Annotated in this window: 20 protein-coding genes and 1 tRNA gene; 9 read left to right on the top strand and 12 right to left on the bottom strand. The window is 57.6% G+C overall.

What is annotated here, in order from left to right; translation table 11 throughout:
• Positions 1–132: 132 nt before the first annotated feature.
• The 7 genes from rplL to AB4Y71_RS03545 form a co-directional block, all read right to left on the bottom strand.
• Positions 133–507 (bottom strand): 50S ribosomal protein L7/L12, encoded by a 375-nt coding sequence (gene rplL, locus AB4Y71_RS03575; RefSeq protein WP_013349699.1) that lies wholly within the window; start codon positions 505–507, stop codon positions 133–135.
• A 73-nt stretch (positions 508–580) separates the two neighbouring features.
• On the bottom strand, positions 581–1,102 hold the full coding sequence (rplJ, locus tag AB4Y71_RS03570) for a 50S ribosomal protein L10 (protein WP_013349700.1): 522 nt from the start codon (positions 1,100–1,102) through the stop codon (positions 581–583).
• Positions 1,103–1,657: 555 nt separating this feature from the next.
• Positions 1,658–2,359, bottom strand: coding sequence for a 50S ribosomal protein L1 (gene rplA, locus AB4Y71_RS03565; RefSeq protein ID WP_013349701.1), 702 nt, complete (start codon positions 2,357–2,359; stop codon positions 1,658–1,660).
• 135 nt (positions 2,360–2,494) lie between these two features.
• Positions 2,495–2,926, bottom strand: coding sequence for a 50S ribosomal protein L11 (rplK, locus tag AB4Y71_RS03560; RefSeq protein WP_013349702.1), 432 nt, complete (start codon positions 2,924–2,926; stop codon positions 2,495–2,497).
• A 129-nt stretch (positions 2,927–3,055) separates the two neighbouring features.
• Positions 3,056–3,883, bottom strand: coding sequence for a transcription termination/antitermination protein NusG (gene nusG, locus AB4Y71_RS03555; RefSeq protein WP_441688223.1), 828 nt, complete (start codon positions 3,881–3,883; stop codon positions 3,056–3,058).
• Positions 3,884–3,955: 72 nt separating this feature from the next.
• Complete coding sequence (gene secE, locus AB4Y71_RS03550; protein ID WP_013349704.1) at positions 3,956–4,204, bottom strand: preprotein translocase subunit SecE; 249 nt, start codon at positions 4,202–4,204, stop codon at positions 3,956–3,958.
• A 114-nt stretch (positions 4,205–4,318) separates the two neighbouring features.
• A tRNA-Trp gene (locus AB4Y71_RS03545) sits at positions 4,319–4,391 on the bottom strand.
• A gap of 268 nt (positions 4,392–4,659) precedes the next feature.
• Here AB4Y71_RS03545 and AB4Y71_RS03540 point away from each other — a divergent pair.
• Positions 4,660–5,859 (top strand): pyridoxal phosphate-dependent aminotransferase, encoded by a 1,200-nt coding sequence (locus AB4Y71_RS03540; protein ID WP_013349705.1) that lies wholly within the window; start codon positions 4,660–4,662, stop codon positions 5,857–5,859.
• Between the two features lie 76 nt (positions 5,860–5,935).
• On the opposite strand, the gene AB4Y71_RS03535 is transcribed toward AB4Y71_RS03540, so the two are convergent.
• Complete coding sequence (locus AB4Y71_RS03535) at positions 5,936–6,604, bottom strand: LuxR C-terminal-related transcriptional regulator (protein ID WP_013349706.1); 669 nt, start codon at positions 6,602–6,604, stop codon at positions 5,936–5,938.
• Positions 6,605–6,608: 4 nt separating this feature from the next.
• Positions 6,609–7,838, bottom strand: a complete 1,230-nt coding sequence (locus AB4Y71_RS03530) for an ATP-binding protein (protein WP_223261467.1) — start codon at positions 7,836–7,838, stop codon at positions 6,609–6,611.
• A 150-nt stretch (positions 7,839–7,988) separates the two neighbouring features.
• Between AB4Y71_RS03530 and AB4Y71_RS03525 the strand changes: the two genes are divergently transcribed.
• The 4 genes from AB4Y71_RS03525 to AB4Y71_RS03510 all read left to right on the top strand — a co-directional run bounded on the left by AB4Y71_RS03525 (position 7,989) and on the right by AB4Y71_RS03510 (position 11,131).
• Positions 7,989–9,308 (top strand): PspC domain-containing protein, encoded by a 1,320-nt coding sequence (locus AB4Y71_RS03525; protein ID WP_441679914.1) that lies wholly within the window; start codon positions 7,989–7,991, stop codon positions 9,306–9,308.
• 12 nt (positions 9,309–9,320) lie between these two features.
• Complete coding sequence (locus tag AB4Y71_RS03520; RefSeq protein WP_013349709.1) at positions 9,321–9,569, top strand: hypothetical protein; 249 nt, start codon at positions 9,321–9,323, stop codon at positions 9,567–9,569.
• Positions 9,570–9,603: 34 nt separating this feature from the next.
• Positions 9,604–9,846: a PspC domain-containing protein gene (locus AB4Y71_RS03515; protein WP_013349710.1), complete on the top strand. Its 243-nt coding sequence runs from the start codon at positions 9,604–9,606 to the stop codon at positions 9,844–9,846.
• Positions 9,847–10,102: 256 nt separating this feature from the next.
• A complete protein-coding gene (locus AB4Y71_RS03510; protein WP_013349711.1) occupies positions 10,103–11,131 on the top strand; it encodes a 6-phosphofructokinase in 1,029 nt (342 codons plus the stop codon).
• 74 nt (positions 11,132–11,205) lie between these two features.
• On the opposite strand, the gene ygfZ is transcribed toward AB4Y71_RS03510, so the two are convergent.
• The 3 genes from ygfZ to AB4Y71_RS03495 form a co-directional block, all read right to left on the bottom strand.
• Positions 11,206–12,288 carry a CAF17-like 4Fe-4S cluster assembly/insertion protein YgfZ gene (gene ygfZ, locus AB4Y71_RS03505; protein ID WP_102597332.1) on the bottom strand — a complete coding sequence of 361 codons (1,083 nt, stop codon included), beginning with the start codon at positions 12,286–12,288 and terminating at the stop codon, positions 11,206–11,208.
• A gap of 2 nt (positions 12,289–12,290) precedes the next feature.
• Entirely contained in the window at positions 12,291–12,905 is a 615-nt protein-coding gene (locus AB4Y71_RS03500; RefSeq protein ID WP_441718004.1) for an FABP family protein, read from the bottom strand.
• 267 nt (positions 12,906–13,172) lie between these two features.
• Positions 13,173–13,913 carry a hypothetical protein gene (locus AB4Y71_RS03495; RefSeq protein ID WP_441718002.1) on the bottom strand — a complete coding sequence of 247 codons (741 nt, stop codon included), beginning with the start codon at positions 13,911–13,913 and terminating at the stop codon, positions 13,173–13,175.
• A gap of 126 nt (positions 13,914–14,039) precedes the next feature.
• Here AB4Y71_RS03495 and AB4Y71_RS03490 point away from each other — a divergent pair, with 126 nt between their 5' ends.
• The 4 genes from AB4Y71_RS03490 (at position 14,040) to AB4Y71_RS03475 (ending at position 19,023) form a co-directional block, all read left to right on the top strand.
• Entirely contained in the window at positions 14,040–14,708 is a 669-nt protein-coding gene (locus tag AB4Y71_RS03490; RefSeq protein WP_134779719.1) for a winged helix-turn-helix transcriptional regulator, read from the top strand.
• Positions 14,709–14,760: 52 nt separating this feature from the next.
• Positions 14,761–15,717: a mycothiol synthase gene (mshD, locus tag AB4Y71_RS03485; RefSeq protein ID WP_102597331.1), complete on the top strand. Its 957-nt coding sequence runs from the start codon at positions 14,761–14,763 to the stop codon at positions 15,715–15,717.
• An 82-nt stretch (positions 15,718–15,799) separates the two neighbouring features.
• A complete protein-coding gene (locus AB4Y71_RS03480) occupies positions 15,800–18,016 on the top strand; it encodes an RNA degradosome polyphosphate kinase (RefSeq protein WP_134779718.1) in 2,217 nt (738 codons plus the stop codon).
• A complete protein-coding gene (locus AB4Y71_RS03475; protein WP_441718000.1) occupies positions 18,016–19,023 on the top strand; it encodes an NUDIX hydrolase in 1,008 nt (335 codons plus the stop codon). The genes AB4Y71_RS03480 and AB4Y71_RS03475 overlap by 1 nt, the downstream gene beginning before the upstream one ends.
• Positions 19,024–19,067 lie beyond the last annotated feature (44 nt).

Genomic DNA, 19,067 nt, shown 5'->3' with positions numbered 1-19,067 from the left:
CAATGAACTTGAATGAACCCTGTTAATAGAAACGTTATAAACAATTGCTAAGGTTTATACCGTTTAACGGCCAAAGGCCCACAGACTTTCGTCTGTGGACCTTTAGCAATAAGTTGCGAGTGACCGCGGAACTTACTTAACCGAAACGGTTGCGCCGGCAGCTTCGAGAGCTTCCTTTGCCTTCTCGGCTGCGTCCTTTGCAACACCCTCAAGCAGAGCCTTTGGAGCAGCGTCAACGAGCTCCTTAGCTTCCTTCAGGCCCAGGGAAGTCAGTGCGCGAACTTCCTTGATAACTGCGATCTTCTTGTCGCCAGCCGACTCGAGTACTACGTCGAATTCGGTCTGCTCTTCAGCAGCAGCTTCGCCGCCTGCAGCTGGACCAGCAACTGCAACAGCAGCAGCGGTTACGTCGAAGGTCTCTTCGAATTCCTTAACGAACTCGGAAAGCTCGATGATGGTCATTTCCTTGAATGCGGAAAGCAGCTCTTCGTTGCTGAGCTTCGCCATGGTGGGCGTCCTTTCGTTTTTTGGCCTTGAGGGCCGATGAATTTGGGTTTACGTTGCGAGAGAACTCGAAAGCTTAGGCTTCTGCCGGAGCTTCCTCGGCGGCTGCGCCACCGTTCTCGTCGAGCTTTGCACGCAGAGCTTCGACAGCGCGGGCAGCAGCCGAAGCTGGAGCCTGCAGCACTGCTGCAACGCGGGCGAGCTGAGTTTCGCGGGACTCCAGAGCAGCCAGAGCAGCGATGCCGCTCTGATCCAGTGCCTTGCCTTCGAACCAACCGGTCTTGATGACCAGCTTGTCGTTAGTCTTGGCGAATTCCGTGAGGCTCTTAGCGGCAGCAACTGCGTCGCCCTTAATGAAGGCGATTGCGGTTGGACCAGAAAGCTGGTCATCGAATGCATCGATGCCGGCGTTCTTCGCTGCGATTGCGGTCAAGGTGTTCTTTACGACTGCGTACTTGGTCTCCTGACCAAGCGAGCGGCGCAGATCCTTGAGCTGTGCAACGGTAAGCCCACGGTATTCGGTCAAGACAGCCGCCGACGAATCGTTGAATTCCGTAGTGATTTCTTCAATCGCTGCAGTCTTGCTTGGGGTTGCCATAACACTCCTTCCGGGGATTTGTTCGGTACCGTTTCAAAACCGGCGAGGCCATAAAAATAGCCCCGCGCAGGAGCACAGGGCGTTTCAACTAATTCAAGTCAAAAAATCTATGTAACCTGCGTTGGTCATCCTTGCGGATCTTTAGGAACATCTGGAAACCAAATGTTCAACCGACGGTCTTCGGTAGTTCTAGTTTATAGGAGCCATCAAGCCCACAGCAAATTAAGCCCGGAAGCAAAACGATGATCCTGGTCACTAGACGCATTAAATTGGTGTGGCGGGACTCAGATACCAACGCTTGGGGAACGCGGATAGTAAGTCCCGCCGATACAAAAGCTTTGGGGAAACTTTCATATCTCATCCGCGTAGGGCCTTGGGGGATCCATACGCGGATGACCGAGGTTCTCGGTAGTCCAAGTTTATCACCGGGCGCCGGCTGCCACGAAACTCGCAGGAAGTATTCAGCGACCGGAGCAATTCCAAAGATAGGTGGCTTAAAAGGTTGAGGAGCACACCGATAATCGGTATGCTCCTCAACTTCGTCAGCTTTTAGGCTTAGGCCTCAACGCGGGTTACGTTCGCGTCAACAGGGATACCTGGACCGAAGGTAGTAGCGATGGTTGCCTTCGAGATGTAGCGACCCTTCGAAGCCGAAGGCTTCAGGCGCAGAACCTCGTCCAATGCAGCTGCGTAGTTCTCGGTCAGCTGCTGAGCGTCAAACGAAACCTTGCCAATGATGAAGTGCAGGTTCGAGTGCTTGTCAACGCGGAAGTCGATCTTGCCGCCCTTGATGTCGTTAACAGCCTTAGCAACATCCATGGTTACGGTACCGGTCTTAGGGTTTGGCATCAGGTTACGAGGACCCAGTACCTTACCCAAGCGGCCAACCTTGCCCATGAGGTCAGGGGTTGCAACTGCTGCGTCGAAGTCGGTCCAGCCGCCCTGAATCTTTTCGATCAGGTCGTCCGAGCCAACGAAGTCGGCGCCAGCTTCACGAGCTGCTTCTGCCTTGTCGCCGTTAGCGAATACAACCACGCGAGCTACCTTACCGGTACCGTGTGGAAGGTTTACGGTACCGCGAACCATCTGGTCTGCCTTGCGTGGGTCAACACCCAAGCGGAAAGCAACCTCAACGGTCGAGTGACCCTTGTCGCCTGCGATCTCCTTAGCCAGGGCAATTGCCTCGGCTGGAGCGTAGAACTTGTCGGCATCGATCTTAGCCGCGGCGGCTACGTATGCTTTGCTGCGCTTTGCCATCTGCGTTATCTCCTTATGCAGTCGTGGTCATATGGACCGCGCCCGGTCCTGCCACGGGCGAATCGACCAATGGATCGAAACGCCTTAGTTTAAATTCTTTGTTGCTGTTCACCAGGTGAATAGCGGAAGGCGGAATTAGCCTTCTACGGTCACACCCATGGAGCGGGCGGTGCCGGCGATGATCTTAGCTGCAGCAGCCAGATCGTTTGCGTTCAGGTCTGCCATCTTGGTGCTGGCGATTTCTTCAACCTGAGCCAAGGTAAGGTTTGCAACCTTGTCGGTGTGTGGAACACCCGAACCCTTTGCAATGCCAGCAGCCTTCTTGATCAGCTCAGCTGCAGGAGGAGTCTTGGTGATGAAAGTGAACGAACGGTCTTCGTATACGGTGATCTCAACCGGAACTACGTTACCGCGCTGCGACTCGGTCGCTGCGTTGTAAGCCTTGCAGAATTCCATGATGTTGACGCCGTGCTGACCAAGGGCTGGACCGATTGGAGGAGCTGGGTTAGCAGCACCTGCCTGGATCTGCAGCTTGATGAGTCCGGTGACCTTTTTCTTTGGGGCCATGTCGGGTCCTTCTACTCTTGCGTTTCCCGCGGCACAGGAGCGTGGCACGGGGATCTGGCTATCGTGGCGCGACAGCCAAGCGCGCTCTCATACCGATAAGCGACCGATATGGAGCACGAAGACTTAATACTACTGGATCTTGGTGACCTGGTTGAAGTTCAAGGTCACTGGGGTCTCGCGTTCGAAGATCGAAACCAGTACGACCAGCTGTGCGGCATCCAGCTTGATTTCCGAGATGGTTGCCGGCATGGTTTCGAACGGTCCGTCGTTCACGATGACCGATTCGCCAACCTCGAAGTCCACGGTGACCTCAGTAATTGGAGCACGGCCTGGCTTCGAAGCCGAAGGCTGCTCTACTGGGTCAACGATGGTGTGTTCCAGCATGGAGAACACTTCATCAAGGCTCAATGGGTTTGGATCGTGGGCATTGCCAACGAATCCGGTAACACCTGGAGTGTGTCGAACAACACCCCACGAAGCGTCGGTCAGCTCCATGCGAACCAGGACGTAGCCCGGGATGCGCACGCGGCGAACGATCTTGCGCTGAGTGTTCTTGACCTCAACGACCTCTTCCATTGGAACCTGGATATCAAAGATGAATTCATCCATGTCCTGGGTCTGGATACGAGTCTCGAGGTTGACCTTCACGCGGTTTTCGTAGCCAGCGTAGGTGTGGATAACAAACCAGTCACCTGGAAGACGACGCAGCTTGGCGCGGAATTCTTCCTTGAGCTTGGCTACGTTGTCTTCGCCGTCAGCGTCTTCAGCGTCCTCGGCTTCAGCTTCGGTTTCGTCGGCTTCGCCTTCGATTACCTGAGCGTCTTCAGCGTCCTGTGCTGGTGCTTCGGTTGGGTCGATGTCAGCTTCAACAGCTGGCTCAACCTGATCGCCGGCGGCTTCAACGAACTCGTTTTCGACCTCGTCATTAATCTGCGGTTCGAGTTCCTTGTCGGACACTGCAGCTCCTGCTTTCTTTGACTGAATGACACTAAATTGCCTCGGGGTAATCATACCTCCGAGGCAACAAAATTACTGTTCGACCTGCTTGGTGAACAGGAGGATCGAACCTTGCCCGAAGACAAAGTCCAGGGCCGTCACGATCAGCATCACCACGACCACGAAGCCGACAACAACCAGGAAGTAATTCACCAGTTCGCTGCGGGTCGGTGTGACGACCTTCTTAAGTTCTGCGATTACCTGACGGAAGAACAAGAAGATTCGGGCAAAGAAACCCAACTTCTGTCCGCCCTTACCTGAGCTCAGAGCAGATTCGGTCATGTTCTTCCTCGTTTCAAAAATTTGGCCAGTTGAAACAATCACGGTGTGCCATAGTCTATTCGACTGCAACACACCGTGATGAGATAATTCGCTAAGCGATAAATCGCTACTGCGCAGGGCAGACAGGACTCGAACCTGCAACCTGCGGTTTTGGAGACCGCTGCGCTACCAATTGCGCCACTACCCTTCGGAGCTTTTTACTGCTCCCACCTAGAACATCTTAGCGGATCAAACAAGTTGCTTTCTCCGTTGCGATGTCTCGGCAACGAGAAATAACTTTACGCAACGAAATGGGAATTGTCGAACTGACAACCTCCGGTGTGGCGCAGAACGCACTCTTGGGCACTGTTTCGCACCATATTGTGTCATTTTCACTTTTGGGATGCTCAAGTGCACTCGCGCGAACTAAACTGGGAACTAACAGCTGTCCCCATAGATCTCAGGACGAATCCCTAATGTCTCGCATTTCTCGCCGCATCGGCGCAATCTCCGAATCCGCGACTCTCGCAGTAGATGCCAAGGCGAAGGCACTCAAAGCAGCAGGTCGACCAGTCATCGGTTTCGGTGCCGGTGAACCCGACTTTCCCACCCCCGGCTACATTGTTGAAGCAGCAGTCAAAGCGGCTCAGGATCCAAAGAACCACCGCTACTCCCCTGCTGCCGGCCTGCCAGAGCTTCGCGAAGCAATCGCAGAAAAGACTCTGCGCGATTCGGGCTACGAGCTGAAGGCCAACCAGGTACTGGTGACCAATGGCGGCAAGCAGGCGGTGTACAACACTTTCGCAACCCTGCTTGATCCAGGCGACGAGGTCATCGTTCCGGCTCCGTACTGGACCACCTATCCGGAGGCCATCCAGCTTGCCGGCGGCAAAGCCGTTTCGATCTTCGCCGGCCCCGAGCAGGGCTACAAGGTCACCGTCGAGCAACTCGAGTCGGTACTGACCGAACGCACCAAGGTGCTGCTGTTCGTCTCCCCGTCGAATCCAACCGGTGCGGTCTACACCCCGGAGCAGGTTCGCCAGATCGGCCAGTGGGCTGCTTCCAAGGGCCTGTGGGTAGTGACCGACGAAATCTATGAGCATCTAACCTACGGTGATGCTTCCTTCAGCTCCATCGCCACTTTGGTCCCAGAACTTGAAGACCGCGTGGTCATCCTCAACGGCGTGGCCAAGACCTACGCCATGACCGGTTGGCGCGTGGGTTGGATGGCCGGTCCTGCCGACGTCATCAAGGCCGCAACCAATCTGCAGTCCCACGCCACGTCCAACGTTTCCAACGTTTCCCAGCGTGCGGCCCTAGCAGCAGTGGCCGGTCCACTGGATGCGGTGAACGAAATGAAGGTTGCTTTCAACCGCCGCCGCCTGGCCATCGTCGAGTCGCTGAATGCAATTGACGGCCTGCACTGCCCAACCCCTGAAGGCGCGTTCTACGCATACTCGGATGTCCGCGGCCTGTTGGGTCGGGAAATTCGTGGCGTAGTGAACAACACCAGTGCAGAACTGGCCGCTTTCATTCTGGAACAGGCCGAAGTTGCTGTAGTGCCTGGTGAGGCCTTCGGTCCTTCTGGCTACATCCGCATGTCCTACGCCTTGGGCGATGCAGATCTCGCAGAAGGCGTATCGCGCATGGCCAAGCTGCTGGGCGAAGCCAAGTAACCAAGTAGCAACGCTGAAGAAGCCGGGCAGTCCAGGATGATGGACTGCCCGGCTTCTTTGCTTCTACCTGAGGGGCTCAGAGGATCTTGCGATCCACTGCCCAACGGGTCAATTCATGGCGATTAGAAAGCTGGAGCTTGCGCAGCACATTGGAGACATGCGATTCAACGGTCTTCACCGAAATGAACAGTTCCTTGGCCACTTCCTTATAGCTGTATCCGCGGGCAATCAGCCGCATTACCTGCAATTCCCGGTCCGAGAGCAAATCAAGTTCTTCATCAATTTCCGCCACCGGAGTGCTGCTGCCAAAGGCATCGAGCACGAACCCGGCCAAACGCGGGGAGAACACCGCGTCTCCCCCGGCCACACGGCGCACCGCATCAGAAATCTCAGCCCCGGAAATGCTCTTGGTGACATACCCGCGTGCCCCACTGCGGATCACCGTCACCACGTCCTGAGCCGCGTCGGACACGCTCAACGCTAAGAACCGGGTGCTTCCCAACAGGCCCGTGCAGCCCTTGAGCACTTCTGCCCCGCCACCGCCACGACCCCCGGGCAGGTGCACGTCCAAGAGCACCACATCCGGTTGCTGTTCGTGGATCACCTTGATGGCTTCTTCCACGGTGCCAGCTTCCCCGGCAATCTCAATGTCGTGGGCTAAATCGGCACGCAGCCCGGAACGGAAAATAGCATGGTCATCGACCAGCACTACGCGGTAGGTCTTGACGGGATTTTCTGTGCTCATGATTCTAATCTTCCTCCATGTTCCGCGGCATGCTCAGCTGCACTTCGGTTCCGGTATCTTTGCTGCGGATCTGCGCGGTGCCTCCGGCACGCTCCATGCGGCCAATGATGGATTCGCGCACCCCGTGCCGGTCCGTGGGTATGTCCTTGACTTCGAATCCGGCTCCACGGTCACGCACATATACTTCGACTTGCTCGGCCGTGCATTCAATGAAGACCGAAATCTTTCCTTGCGCATGCTTAGCCGCATTCATCATCGCCTCGCGGCTCGCGGCCACCAGCGCTTGCTGTCCGGAAAAACCCTGCGCGTTACCCACGGCAATAACTTCCACATCGCGCAATAGCAGCTGTTCAATGTGACTGGCCTCGTGCTGGATTTCCGCGACGACATCTTCATCATCAAGGTCCTGGTTGCCATAAAGCCATTGGCGCAGTTCGCGCTCTTGGACGCGGGCCAGGGCCCTGACCGCGGCCGGGTCTTCGCTACGCTTCTGGATGACCGCCAGGGTCTGCAGCACCGAGTCATGCAGATGCGCGGCAAAATCTGCACGTTGGGCAGCTGCCTGGCGTGAACTGCGCTCAGCAATGTAATCACGCCATAACCTGGTACCCCAAGGCAGCAGCACCGCAACGGCACCGACAATGATCGCAAGGGCCGTCCATAGTCCACTCAGCAGATCGGTGGTCCCGACAGCGGCGCTCAATAGCGCCAGCAGTCCACCGATGACCAGCACCAGCCCAAAGGCCAAGCGGAGGAGCAGTGGCAAGGCAAGCCGCTTTTTCTGATCGGTGATGCCCTCATCAAACTGGATCCAGGCCAGCACGATGCCAGCCACGATCCCCAGGCAGGGCCAAATCAATTCCCAACGAATGTTCCAGCCAACCCACTGCCCGAAGGCGAGCACGGCGAGCGCACACAGCCCGGCACCGATCAGGGTCTCTCGCCAAGTCGAGTTCCGTTCCCAGCCTTCACGCGACCCGAAGATTCCTTGCTGGACACGACTCATTTCTTCGGCAAGACTGCGGGACCGGGTACTCCAAGAACGAAGTTCATCAGCATGCGCTTCTTCAGCGCTGGGTACGAACACCCACAGCCAGGCGTAAAGGAGAATCCCGATACCGCCCAGTGCCGTGAGCGCCAAAAAGCCCAGACGGACATATCCCAGAGGGATATTCAGGTGCTCGGCGAGGCCACCGCAGACACCGGCAATGAGCCGGTTTCCGCTGCGCACCATCAAACGTCTTTCAGGACTTTCCATAGTTCTAAGTCAAACATGTTCTTCGTGTTTCTTCGCGGTTGATCACCGGTTCTAGGGGCACCCCTAGGGAAAGTTCAGGGTATCCCCTCATAGCGGGCGATCCCTTGGCCAAGAGAGAATTGAACTATGAACAACGAAGGCTCTCAACGTGGTCGCGGCTTCTATGACCAGCTGCGCAAGTCACCAGTGGCGCGCAAGGACTCGCAGTGGGTCGGCGGCGTAGCAACCGGTATTGCCGACTATTTCAAGGTAGATGTCGTTTTGATCCGGGGCATCTTCGTGGTGCTCGGTGTGCTGGGCGGACTGGGCATGGTCCTCTACGGTCTGGCGTGGGCTTTGCTTCCGGATACCGAAGGCAAGATCCATCTGGAAAGTGCTGGCAATCGGAACTGGACCAGCGGCATGACCGGCGCAGTGCTGATTTTCGCGCTGGGCATCTTCCCCGCTCCATGGTTCCTCGATTCGCTGGCACCGGTGTTGTGGCCACTGGCCATTGTCGCCGCCATCGTGTTCATCATTTTCAGCCGAAAGAACACCAGATTTGCCCGCCCGAACCAAAGCCGCAAGCCAGCATCCCCTGGCACCGATTCGGCCTCACCTGCCGCGCAGGATCCCAAGAGCACGGCGCTGGAACATCCGTGGCGTGAAGAGCAGGCCTACAGTTCCACGGCCAGCACAGCAGGGTTCGCATCTGCCACCACGGATGCCTCGACTAAGGAGTACCCCATGAGTTCAGGTGACTCCGGCGCCGGAAGCCAATACCAGAACAGTTATTCTCCGGACCCCGCCTACACCAAGGCCTACTATTCCAAGGCAGTTGACAAGCCGGTCAGCCGCGCCATCCCAGGCTGGGTGGCAACCACCGTGGTAGGGCTGACCGTACTGGTCATCGCTGTAGTCCTGCTGGCTGATTACCTGAATATTGTGGCATTGCCAGGTTCAGGCTGGGCCGTGGCACTAGCCTGCGGCCTGCTGGTTGTTGGCGTCGCCATTGTCCTGGCCGCACTTGTTGGCCGGACCAGTGGCGGTTTGCTGGGCCTGGCTATTCCCCTGCTGGTGCTGACCGTGATCTTCGCAGCGAACACCGCTGGAGATTCGCGCCGCGGATTGGTGCACTCATCCAGCGATGGCGACAGCCACTACAGTGCAGTGTTCAGCAATTCGACAGTTGACCTGACCCACCTAGGCAATATCAGCAAACCAACTACGGTAGAGATCGATTCGGTATTTTCTAATATGGAACTGCTGCTGCCGGCTAATGTTCCGGTAACGATTGAGAGCGATGGGGTCTTCCTTTCCGGGACAGGGATGGACCTTCCCCAGGATGCGCTTTCTCTGCCGGAAAATGCACCTATGCTGACCATTGAGGTAGACGGCGCGTTTTCTTCGTTCTCCACTTCGGTGGATGCTCCTGATGCACTGAACCGCAGCACTGAGAGTTTCTAAGGACTGAGCTTGATGAATACTTCTTCCACACCGGCCAAAAAGTTCCCTACCGGAACACTGGTCTTCGGCCTGATTCTGATCGTTGTCGCCCTGGCATCGCTCAGCCGCCTGGTTTTGCACTGGAGCTTCGATATGCCGTTGCTGCTCATTGCCATTGTCGCTTTCGCCGGCGTTGCAATGATCTTCTCCGGACTGGCATCAGCTGGCAAGTCCCGCAAATCCAAAGATGAACCACCGGTTCCCACCGATCCCAACCTCTGAGCTTTATAGCCTTTCAAACATTTAGGAGTTCCTGATGGACGCATTCTTCAATTCACTTCGTTCCATGCCCCTGCGCCGCGGTCCTGGCCGTTTGGCCGGCGGCGTAGCCGGAGGCATCGCTGACAAGTTCGGCTGGGACGTCACCTTGGTGCGTATTGCCCTGCTGCTTTCCTTCCTGCTTCCCGTCTTGGGCATTGCCTCATATATCGTGGCGTGGATCCTCATTCCTGGTCAGGACGACACCATCATTTTGCAGAAATGGCTGCGTAAATTCTAAATTCCTTTCCGAGCTTGCCTGCTGGTGAACACCATCTAGCATGCTCATCTCCCCTAGGGCGAGTCTCATGCACACACAGTGACTTGAGACTCGCCCTAGTGGCTTTAAGCACGTACAATGACACCCAGAGTAGATGCTCAATGGCGCGCGGATCTTGAATAAATCCGAATGGAACTCTTTGTTGACGCGGCACGACCACGGGGCTCGCTCGCTCCAGCTGGCGCACAAAGCTTTCCCTATTACTAAGCGAGGGCCAATGCGCATTGGAATCATGACCTCAGGTGGCGACTGCCCCGGTCTGAACGCTGTTATCCGCGGTGCGGTACTGAACGGCATCAAAAGCTACGACTACGAATTCGTCGGTTTTCGCGATGGCTGGCGCGGTGTCAAGGAAGGCGACTTCTTCGACCTTCCCCGAACCGCTGTGCGGGGCATTGCCAAGCAGGGCGGCACCATTCTGGGCACCTCGCGCACCAACGCTTTTGAAGGGGAACTTGGCGGGCCCGAGAACATCGCCAATATCTTGAAGACCAACAGCATCGACGCGCTGATTGCCATCGGCGGCGAAGGCACCTTGGCTGGAGCTCAGCGCTTGTGCGAAGCCGGCCTGCCAATTGTTGGCGTTCCCAAGACCATCGATAATGACTTGGACGCCACCGATTACACGTTCGGTTTCGATACCGCTAACCAGATCGCCGTAGAAGCCATTGACCGTCTGCGCACCACTGGCGACTCGCACCACCGCTGCATGGTGGCCGAGGTAATGGGCCGCCACGTTGGCTGGATTGCCCTGCATGCGGGCATGGCTTCCGGTGCCCACGCGGTGCTCATCCCAGAAGTCTCCACCAGCATGGAGCAGATCTGCCAGTGGGTCAACGAAGCCCATGAGCGCGGACGTGCGCCATTGGTAGTTGTTGCTGAAGGCTTTGTGCCTGAAGGCATGGAAGAAGCCTTCTCCGTTCGTGGCGTTGATACTTTCGGGCGTGCCCGCCTGGGCGGCATCGGTGAAATGCTCGCCCCGATCATTGAAGAACGTACCGGCATTGAAACGCGTGCGACGGTGCTGGGCCACATCCAGCGCGGTGGCGTACCTACCGCGTTCGACCGCGTGCTGGCCACGCGCTTGGGCATGGCTGCCGTTGATTCGGTCAACGAACAGGCATGGGGCACCATGGTCGCATTGCACGGCACCAAGGTGCTGCGCGTGCCACTGCGCGCGGCCCTGAACAACCTCAAGCGTGTCCCGATGGAACGCTATGAGGAAGCTGCCGTACTCTTCGGCTAAGCCAAAGCGAATGCCAAGGGCGTGGGTGCACATACTGTAATCAGCAGTTGCACCCACGCCCTTGGTTTTGCCTCTTAGCCCTGTGGAGGGGTTCTCAGGAACCCGGTAAAGCGTCCGGCAACCTGTCCTGCGTCGGTAGCCACAATGACTTCTTGCGAGGCCGGGTAGTTGGTTTCGCCATCCACGATGGTCAAGACCGCTTCCGGGTCGACGTTGCGCTTGATAACTGCCAGCGCGATGGGTCCGGCTTCGTAGTGCAAGGTCGCGGAGGTAATCCGTCCAACGGTACGCTCCCCCAGCTTCACTTCAGCACCGGTTGCCGGCAGCGTGTGCATGGAACCGTCCAGATCCAAGAACACCATGCGGCGCGGCGGGTGGCCGATATTGTGCACGCGGGCAACAGTTTCCTGGCCCTTGTAGCAGCCCTTATCCATGTGCACGGCGGTACGCAGCCAGTCCAGCTCATGAGGAATGGTCTTGTCATCGATCTCGGCACCGAAGCGTGGTTCCCACGCGGCGATGCGCAAAGCCTCGACGGCCATCATGCCGGCCAGCTCTTCCTCGGCCACAGCCTCGCACAGCTTGTCCAGCTCAATGATGTGCATGAACCATGCGCGTTCCTTGCCCGGGTGGTCTTCACGCGAGTATGCCCAACCGCCCTCGCTGATTCCCGGCCAAGGATTCTGCCAAATCAGGGAGCCGGCAGTATCGATGGTGCGGGTTGCCGCCAGCACGCCATGGGTTGCACTCAGGTCATTAACCTCAACACGCAGCATGAAGCGCATGCTGTTCAAGAACTGCGCCAGGCCCGCCCCGGCACCGGGTTCAGCAATCAGCAGCAGGCGGTCCTCGGTGGCCAGCACCTTCATTTCATGCTCAATGCGTCCCTGGACCGAGAGCAGAAGCGTCTGGGTGCTCTGCCCCGGCTTCAAGGTGGAAATGCGCTGGCTGCTGAGCGTATCGAGCCAGCTCTGGCGGTCTTCACCACGGATTTCAACGACGTCGAAGTGGCTCAGGTCAGCGATGGCCTTGCCTTCAGCAAGCTTGCGGGCTTCGCGGGTTGGAGCACCATAATGAGCTGCAACACCAGCGTCAACACCGCCAGCTTCCACAGCACCAGCGCGTTCGAGCAGGACCGAACGGTATCCAGCAGTCATGGCTATTTCGCCGCACCTTCTGCCGCGACGCGCTTGAGCGCTGCCGAGGCGTGAGCTTGCAGATCCATGTTGCCCTTGGAAACATCCCAACGCCAGAACAGTTCGCCGTTGACCAATCCGTAGATACGGGTGGAAGAGCCATATGCTTGAGCGTTCTTGCTGCGCAAGAGGCTCTCGGTCGCCAGCTGAATGCGCGGTCCGTCGATCAGTCCGTAATACAGTTCAGAGATGCCGTCCGGGCGGACAATATGCGCCTGGATCTTGAACCCGTCCTTGGTGTGCAGCTTCTGCACATCATCGGCTGAACGCAGCACTGGGAAAATGTCCCCGGGCTTCATGCCAGGTCCTGCATCGGCTTCTTGCTGTTCACGGTCCAAAGACCAGAATCCGTTTTCAACAGCCAGGATGCGCAGCTTCGTGCCATCGGCTTCGGTGAGCCAAGCTTCGCTTCGGTATTCGAGGTATGGGCCACCAACGTCACGGAAGGTGACTTGCTGCCAGAAGAATTCGTCCTCGGCTTCACCCTCGCCAAGACGTCCAGCACCTTCCCAGGTGCCGATAAGCCAAGCGAAAGGTACAAGTTCCGGGGTGAGGTCCGTAGGGAGGTCAAAAGCCATGGACTACTCGCTCCTAAATTTAGTCAGTGATGAAATGAAAACAGCGCACACGTTATTGTGTGCGCTGTTTTTACTTCTGGCCCTGGAAGAGACGCTTCACTACCAAGCCTGCGAACCCGGCCATTCCGATACCGGCGATCACTACAAGTGCCTGGAAGAAAATTTCGATTGCAAGGTAATTTTCATTCATGGCTTCATCTTAGCGCGCGCGGTAAGAGAACTTCGACACTCGTGACGCAGCTTGCATCATATTTGAACCGCTTAGCGTTAAATGAAGGCCAGAACTTCCATTGCGTACCAGCTGACAGCACCGCTCATCAGCAGGATTGCGCAGGAAAGGCCAAGAATTCCGCTCAGGTTGCGCACGCTGCGGCTGACCAAGGCCAAGGCGCGTAATGAACCTACCAACAAGCCGATCAGCAAGCCCAGGATGGCGCCCTGGTACCAGAGCATATCCATGGGAAGCGCTGTGGAGGCTGCCCCTAAAGCGGCGGCAACCACCGGGGCCAGTGCCATGGTGATCCGGTTGGGCAGCCGGGTTACGGCAACGGCACCAGCACCAAGCAGGGCTATGACGCTACTGACTGTCATCCCAAAGCCATATGGCACCAGTGCGCTTGCAGCCCAGGCTGAACCAAGTACGCCCAGCACCACACCACTTACGCCGGAAACCACACCAGCCAAACGGCCTTCGGCTTCCGCGCCGCGCAGCACCTGGCTGATAAATACCAGAAGCACACCCACGGCGATTGCTTCGACGCTATGTGACATCACCGACCCGCCGGGCATGAACATAGTGGCGGCAGTGGCTGCCAAGGAGCACAACGCAACGATGATGCTGATCGGCCACGGCGCGTCAGAGCGCACCATGCGCGGCCAGGTGTAGGCGAAAATCAGCTGTAAAACGGCGGTGAGAACACCCATCAGCCAGCTCATCGAATCGAGGCTGGCTGCTACGACAAGCAGTGCCGCGGCGACGAGTCCACTGAATAAAACCTTGATTCTCAAATTCTTTTTCCTGACGGTAATGTGTCCGCACTTGCGTGTTCACATGCGTGCTTCAACTGAATCATTCCTTATACTGTGACACGTAAAAGTGATTTTTTCGCAACTATCTGGCAGGAGGAAGACCGATTGGCTCACCTGTTGCTACTTAGTAATCATGCCGAAAATGCCGCTGAAGTTCTTCCGGCACTCGAATTGCTATTGCACGAGATAACTTTCTTCCCGGCAACCACCGAGTCCTTGGCCCAGCTGCCGGAGTGCGACGCAGTCATCCTGGATGCTCGGACCGATCTGGTTCCAGCCCGCTCCTTGGCACAGTTGCTGCACACGAATTTGAATGTCCCGTTGCTGCTGGTTGTCAGCGAAGGCGCACTTGGCATCTTGAACTCGGACTGGCACGCAGCAGATTTTCTGCTGCCTTCGGCCATCCCCGCCGAACTCGATGCACGCATCCGCCTGATGCTCTCTGGCGCGAGTGTTCCAGCGCCTGCGCCAGTGGCTGCCGAAAGCACCTCGGGGCTGCGCATCGATGAGCTGAGCTACACCGCCCGCATCGATAACCGCATGCTGGATCTGACCTACAAAGAATTCGAACTGCTCAAGTACCTGTCCCAGTTCCCGGGCCGGGTCTTCACCCGCGAGCAGCTATTGCATGAAGTCTGGGGCTATGACTACTACGGTGGCACTCGCACCGTGGACGTGCATGTGCGTCGCTTGCGCGCGAAACTCGGCACCGATCATGAGCAGCTGATCGGAACGGTACGCAACGTGGGCTACCGCTTCTACACCGAATCATAACGTTCAGATAACTCCTAGCCACTTCGAACATTTTGCGACTATCGTGAAATGCATGAGCGAACTGCCACAGAACACTGTATCCATCCAGCACGTCCCCGGTGAGCTTGATGAACGGGCCTTATCCGACGTGCGTGACTTAGCCCTCGACGCGCAGGCAGCCGACGGCAACCCGCCGCTAAGCGACCAGACTCTGGTGGCCTTGGCAGCCGACGAGCCAAACGATAATTTGCTGGCCCTGCTTGCTGAGGTCGGCGAAGGTGTCGACGCGAAATTGGCTGGCGTGGCCATCGCGGTCCGGGAATCCCCGGATCACCCATGGGTTCTGGAATTGGTAGTCCACCCTGAGCAGCGCCGTGCCGGCATCGGCCGGGCGCTGCTGGGCAAGCTCGGTGAGCTGGTGGACCTGTCGCAGATCCAGGCTTGGGCGCACGGTGATCATGAGGCTGCCAAGAAGCTGGCCACCGGTGCCGGACTGGACCGGGTACGCGAGCTGTACCGCATGCGCCGCGAAGGCACCGATTACCTTGAAGAAGCTCCGCTTGATCGCCGCTTTAACGTACGCACCTTCCGGGTCGGCGAGGACGAGCCGGTGTGGCTGGAAGCCAACGCCAAGTCATTTGCACACCACCCCGAGCAGGGTTCACTCACGCTCAATGATCTTGAAGCGCGCATGTCCGAGGACTGGTTTGATCCAACCGGCTTCTTCCTGGCCTTCGACTCTGATCAGAATTTGCTTGCGTATCACTGGACCAAAATCCATCCTGCCACCGGGGACCAAATTCGCCCCACCGGTGAGGTTTATGTGGTCGGTGTGGTTCCCGAAGCGCAAGGCATGGGCCTAGGCCGATCCTTGACCAATACCGGCGTTAATTACCTGCTGGAGCTGGGCGTCGACTCGGTGATTTTGTATGTCGATGCCGACAACGAGCCAGCGGTGAAGCTTTACCGTTCGCTGGGCTTCACACTTTGGGATGCCGACATCATGTACGGTCCGCAGAAGCTAGACTAGTAAGCAGGCCGTCCCGATCTTTCGGGTCCTCAACTAGCGGTGTCTTTAGCGTCCACTTGCAGGAAAGAAGTGAGTTCAGCAGATGAATAGCTACCCCAAGGAAACCAGCACTCAACTACGAGATGTCCCTTCATCGAAGGTCAACGAAGATCGTATAGAGCCTGCGGATTCCCTACCGGATCTGCATCCTGAGGGCGAATTCGCCAATGAGCGTTTCCTTGACCGCGAACTTAGCTGGCTGCACTTCAACGCCCGTGTTCTGGAACTGGCTGAAGACACCAAATTGCCGTTGCTTGAACGGGTGAACTTCTTATCGATCTTCGCTTCGAACCTCGATGAGTTCTTCATGGTCCGTGTCGCTGGCCTCAAGCGCCGCATCCACGCCGGATTGGCGGTGCCTGCGGCCAACGGCATGAACCCGGTAGACCAGCTGGAATTGCTGCTCTCCTCGGCCCACGCGCTGCAAACCCGCCATGCGAAGGTCTTCGCCGACTCGGTATACCCGGACTTGAACGAACAGGGCATCCGGATCACCACCTGGGATGAACTTTCAGCTTCAGAGCGCGAGGTACTCTCTAAGTGGTTTGTTTCCCAGGTCTTCCCGGTGCTCACTCCGCTGGCCGTTGACCCGGCCCACCCTTTCCCATACATCTCTGGGTTGTCATTGAACCTGGCAGTGGTGGTGCGCAACCCGCTGACCGGCAAGGAACTCTTTGCCCGCCTGAAGGTGCCGGACACCATCGCGCGCTTGATCAGCATCGATGGCACCCGTGCAGCGCACTCTTCGCTGCGCACCGCACGCTTCATCCCGCTCGAAGCGCTGATTGCCGTACACCTGGAACTCTTGTTCCCGGGCATGGAAATCGTTGAGCACCATTACTTCCGCGTCACGCGCAATGAAGATTTGGAAGTAGAAGAAGACGACGCAGAGAACTTGTTGCAGGCACTGGAGAAGGAACTGCTGCGCCGCCGCTTCGGCCCTCCGGTTCGCTTGGAAGTTGCCGATGACATCAACCCTGAAATCATGGAACTGCTCACCCGCGAGCTCGGTATTGAAGAGGATGAAGTCTTCAAGCTTCCTACCCCATTGGATCTGCGCGGACTGGGCGTCATCGCCTCGCTTGACCGTTCCGAGCTGCACTACACCAAGCATGTAGGCCACACCTCGAACTACCTCAACGAATCGGAAACCGCCAAGGCTGCCAACGTCTTCGCTGCGGTTCGCCGCCGAGACATCCTGCTGCACCACCCCTACGATTCCTTCTCCACCAGTGTGCAGGCCTTCTTGGAACAGGCCGCAGCTGACCCAAAGGTCATGGCCATCAAGCAGACCCTGTACCGCACCAGCGGCGACTCCCCCATTGTCGATGCGCTGATCGACGCTGCGGAAGCCGGCAAGCAGGTTTTGGCCCTGGTGGAAATCAAGGCTCGCTTCGATGAGCAGGCCAACATCTCCTGGGCGCGCAAGTTGGAACAGGCCGGCGTGCACGTGGTCTACGGCATCGTTGGCCTCAAGACCCACTCCAAGCTCTCTTTGGTGGTTCGCCGTGAAGGTGACAAGCTGCGCCGCTACTGCCATATCGGCACCGGTAACTACCACCCGCGCACCGCACGCTACTACGAGGATTTCGGCCTGCTTACCTGCGATGACGAGGTGGGCGAGGACATCTCGAAGCTGTTCAACCAGCTCTCGGGCTACGCGCCGCGCTCGACATACAAACGCCTGCTTGTTGCTCCGCGCTCGGTACGCACCGGACTGCTGGCGCATATCGAAAAGGAAATCGCCAACGCTGCCGCCGGCAAGCCGGCCAAGGTGGTCATCAAGGTCAACTCCATCGTGGATGAAGCAATCATCGATGCGTTGTACCGGGCCAGCCAGGCTGGAGTCAAGGTCGAAGTCATTGTTCGCGGCATTTGCGCCCTGCGTCCAGGTGTTCCGGGACTGAGCGAGAACATCGAGGTGCGTTCCATCCTTGGCCGCTTCCTTGAGCACAGCCGCGTCTTCATGTTTGAAAACGGTGGCGACCCGCTGGTGTACATCGGCTCGGCCGATATGATGCACCGCAACTTGGATCGCCGCGTTGAAGCTTTGGTTTCGCTGCGCAACCAAGAAGACATCGACCGGATGATCACCCTGCTCTCACGCTACATGGATGACAAGACCGCCTCATGGCATCTGAACTCCGATGGCGACTGGATCCGCCATTACCAGGATGAGGATGGCAACCCGCTGACCGATGTCCAGTTCTGGCTGGTCGAAGAGCATGCCCGACGACGAAACAGCGGACGTAATAGCTAGTGGCCGAATCAGAGCTGCGCGATACCCGCATTAGGGCGCGTGAGATCATTCGTTCAGTGGATGCCGAGGAAATCCGCCTCGGAGAATACGACATTGTGGCTGCTGGGGCGATCCCTTGGCGGTTGAAGAACGGCAAACTTCAAGTTCTGGTAATCCACCGTCCCAAGTATGACGACTGGTCATGGCCCAAGGGCAAACTGGATCAGGGCGAATCCATCGCTGAATGCGCCTTGCGCGAGGTCCGTGAGGAAATCGGGTTGCGCATCACCTTGGGCATCCCGCTGTCAGCCACGGCGTACTCGGTGAAGCAGAAAACCAAGGTTGTCTATTACTGGGCGGCAAAAACCGATGTGCATACGGTGGTTGAGCCCGATGGCGAAGAATGCGATGAAACCATGTGGGTCAGCCCCACTAAGGCCGCGCAGATGCTGTCCAATCCAACCGACGCCCAGCCGCTGGATGATCTGGTCAAGGCCCATGATGCTGGGGTGCTGAACACGCACCCGGTGCTCATTGTGCGCCATGCCAAGGCCAAACCGCGAGGCAAGTGGACCCGTGCCGAAGGCGAACGTCCGCTCGCAGCTACCGGGAGGCGCCAAGCCCAGGCAGTATCCCGGATGCTCGAAGCGTGGCAGCCAATGCATGTGGCTTCATCGCCGTGGATGCGTTGCGTTCAAACGATCACGCCCTATGCGGCCCTGCACGCGATGAAGCTCAAGACCATCAAGGCGCTGACCGAGCACGGGGCAACGCGCAAGCCAGAACGCGCCCGCAAGGCGGTGCAGAAGCTTTTTGACAAGTACCGCTCGCAGATCATATGCACGCACCGGCCGGTCCTGCCCTTCGTGCTCGAAGTGCTGGCGCGCAATTCGACCCCGGAGCTTGCCAAGGCACTGCCAGATCAGGATCCCTATCTGGACCCCGGGTCGTTGATCGTGGCCCAGCAGGTCCACGGCGGCACCCCGCGCATCGTCTCCTTTGAAATTCATACGCCCTATCACGATTAGCGTTGAGCAACTGATGCCCGGCATTGCATGCCGGGCATCAGTGT

The sequence above is a fragment of the Glutamicibacter sp. MCAF14 genome, assembly GCF_052114325.1.
Lineage (GTDB): Bacteria > Actinomycetota > Actinomycetes > Actinomycetales > Micrococcaceae > Glutamicibacter > Glutamicibacter arilaitensis.
This window is presented reverse-complemented; position numbering and strand designations above follow the sequence as displayed.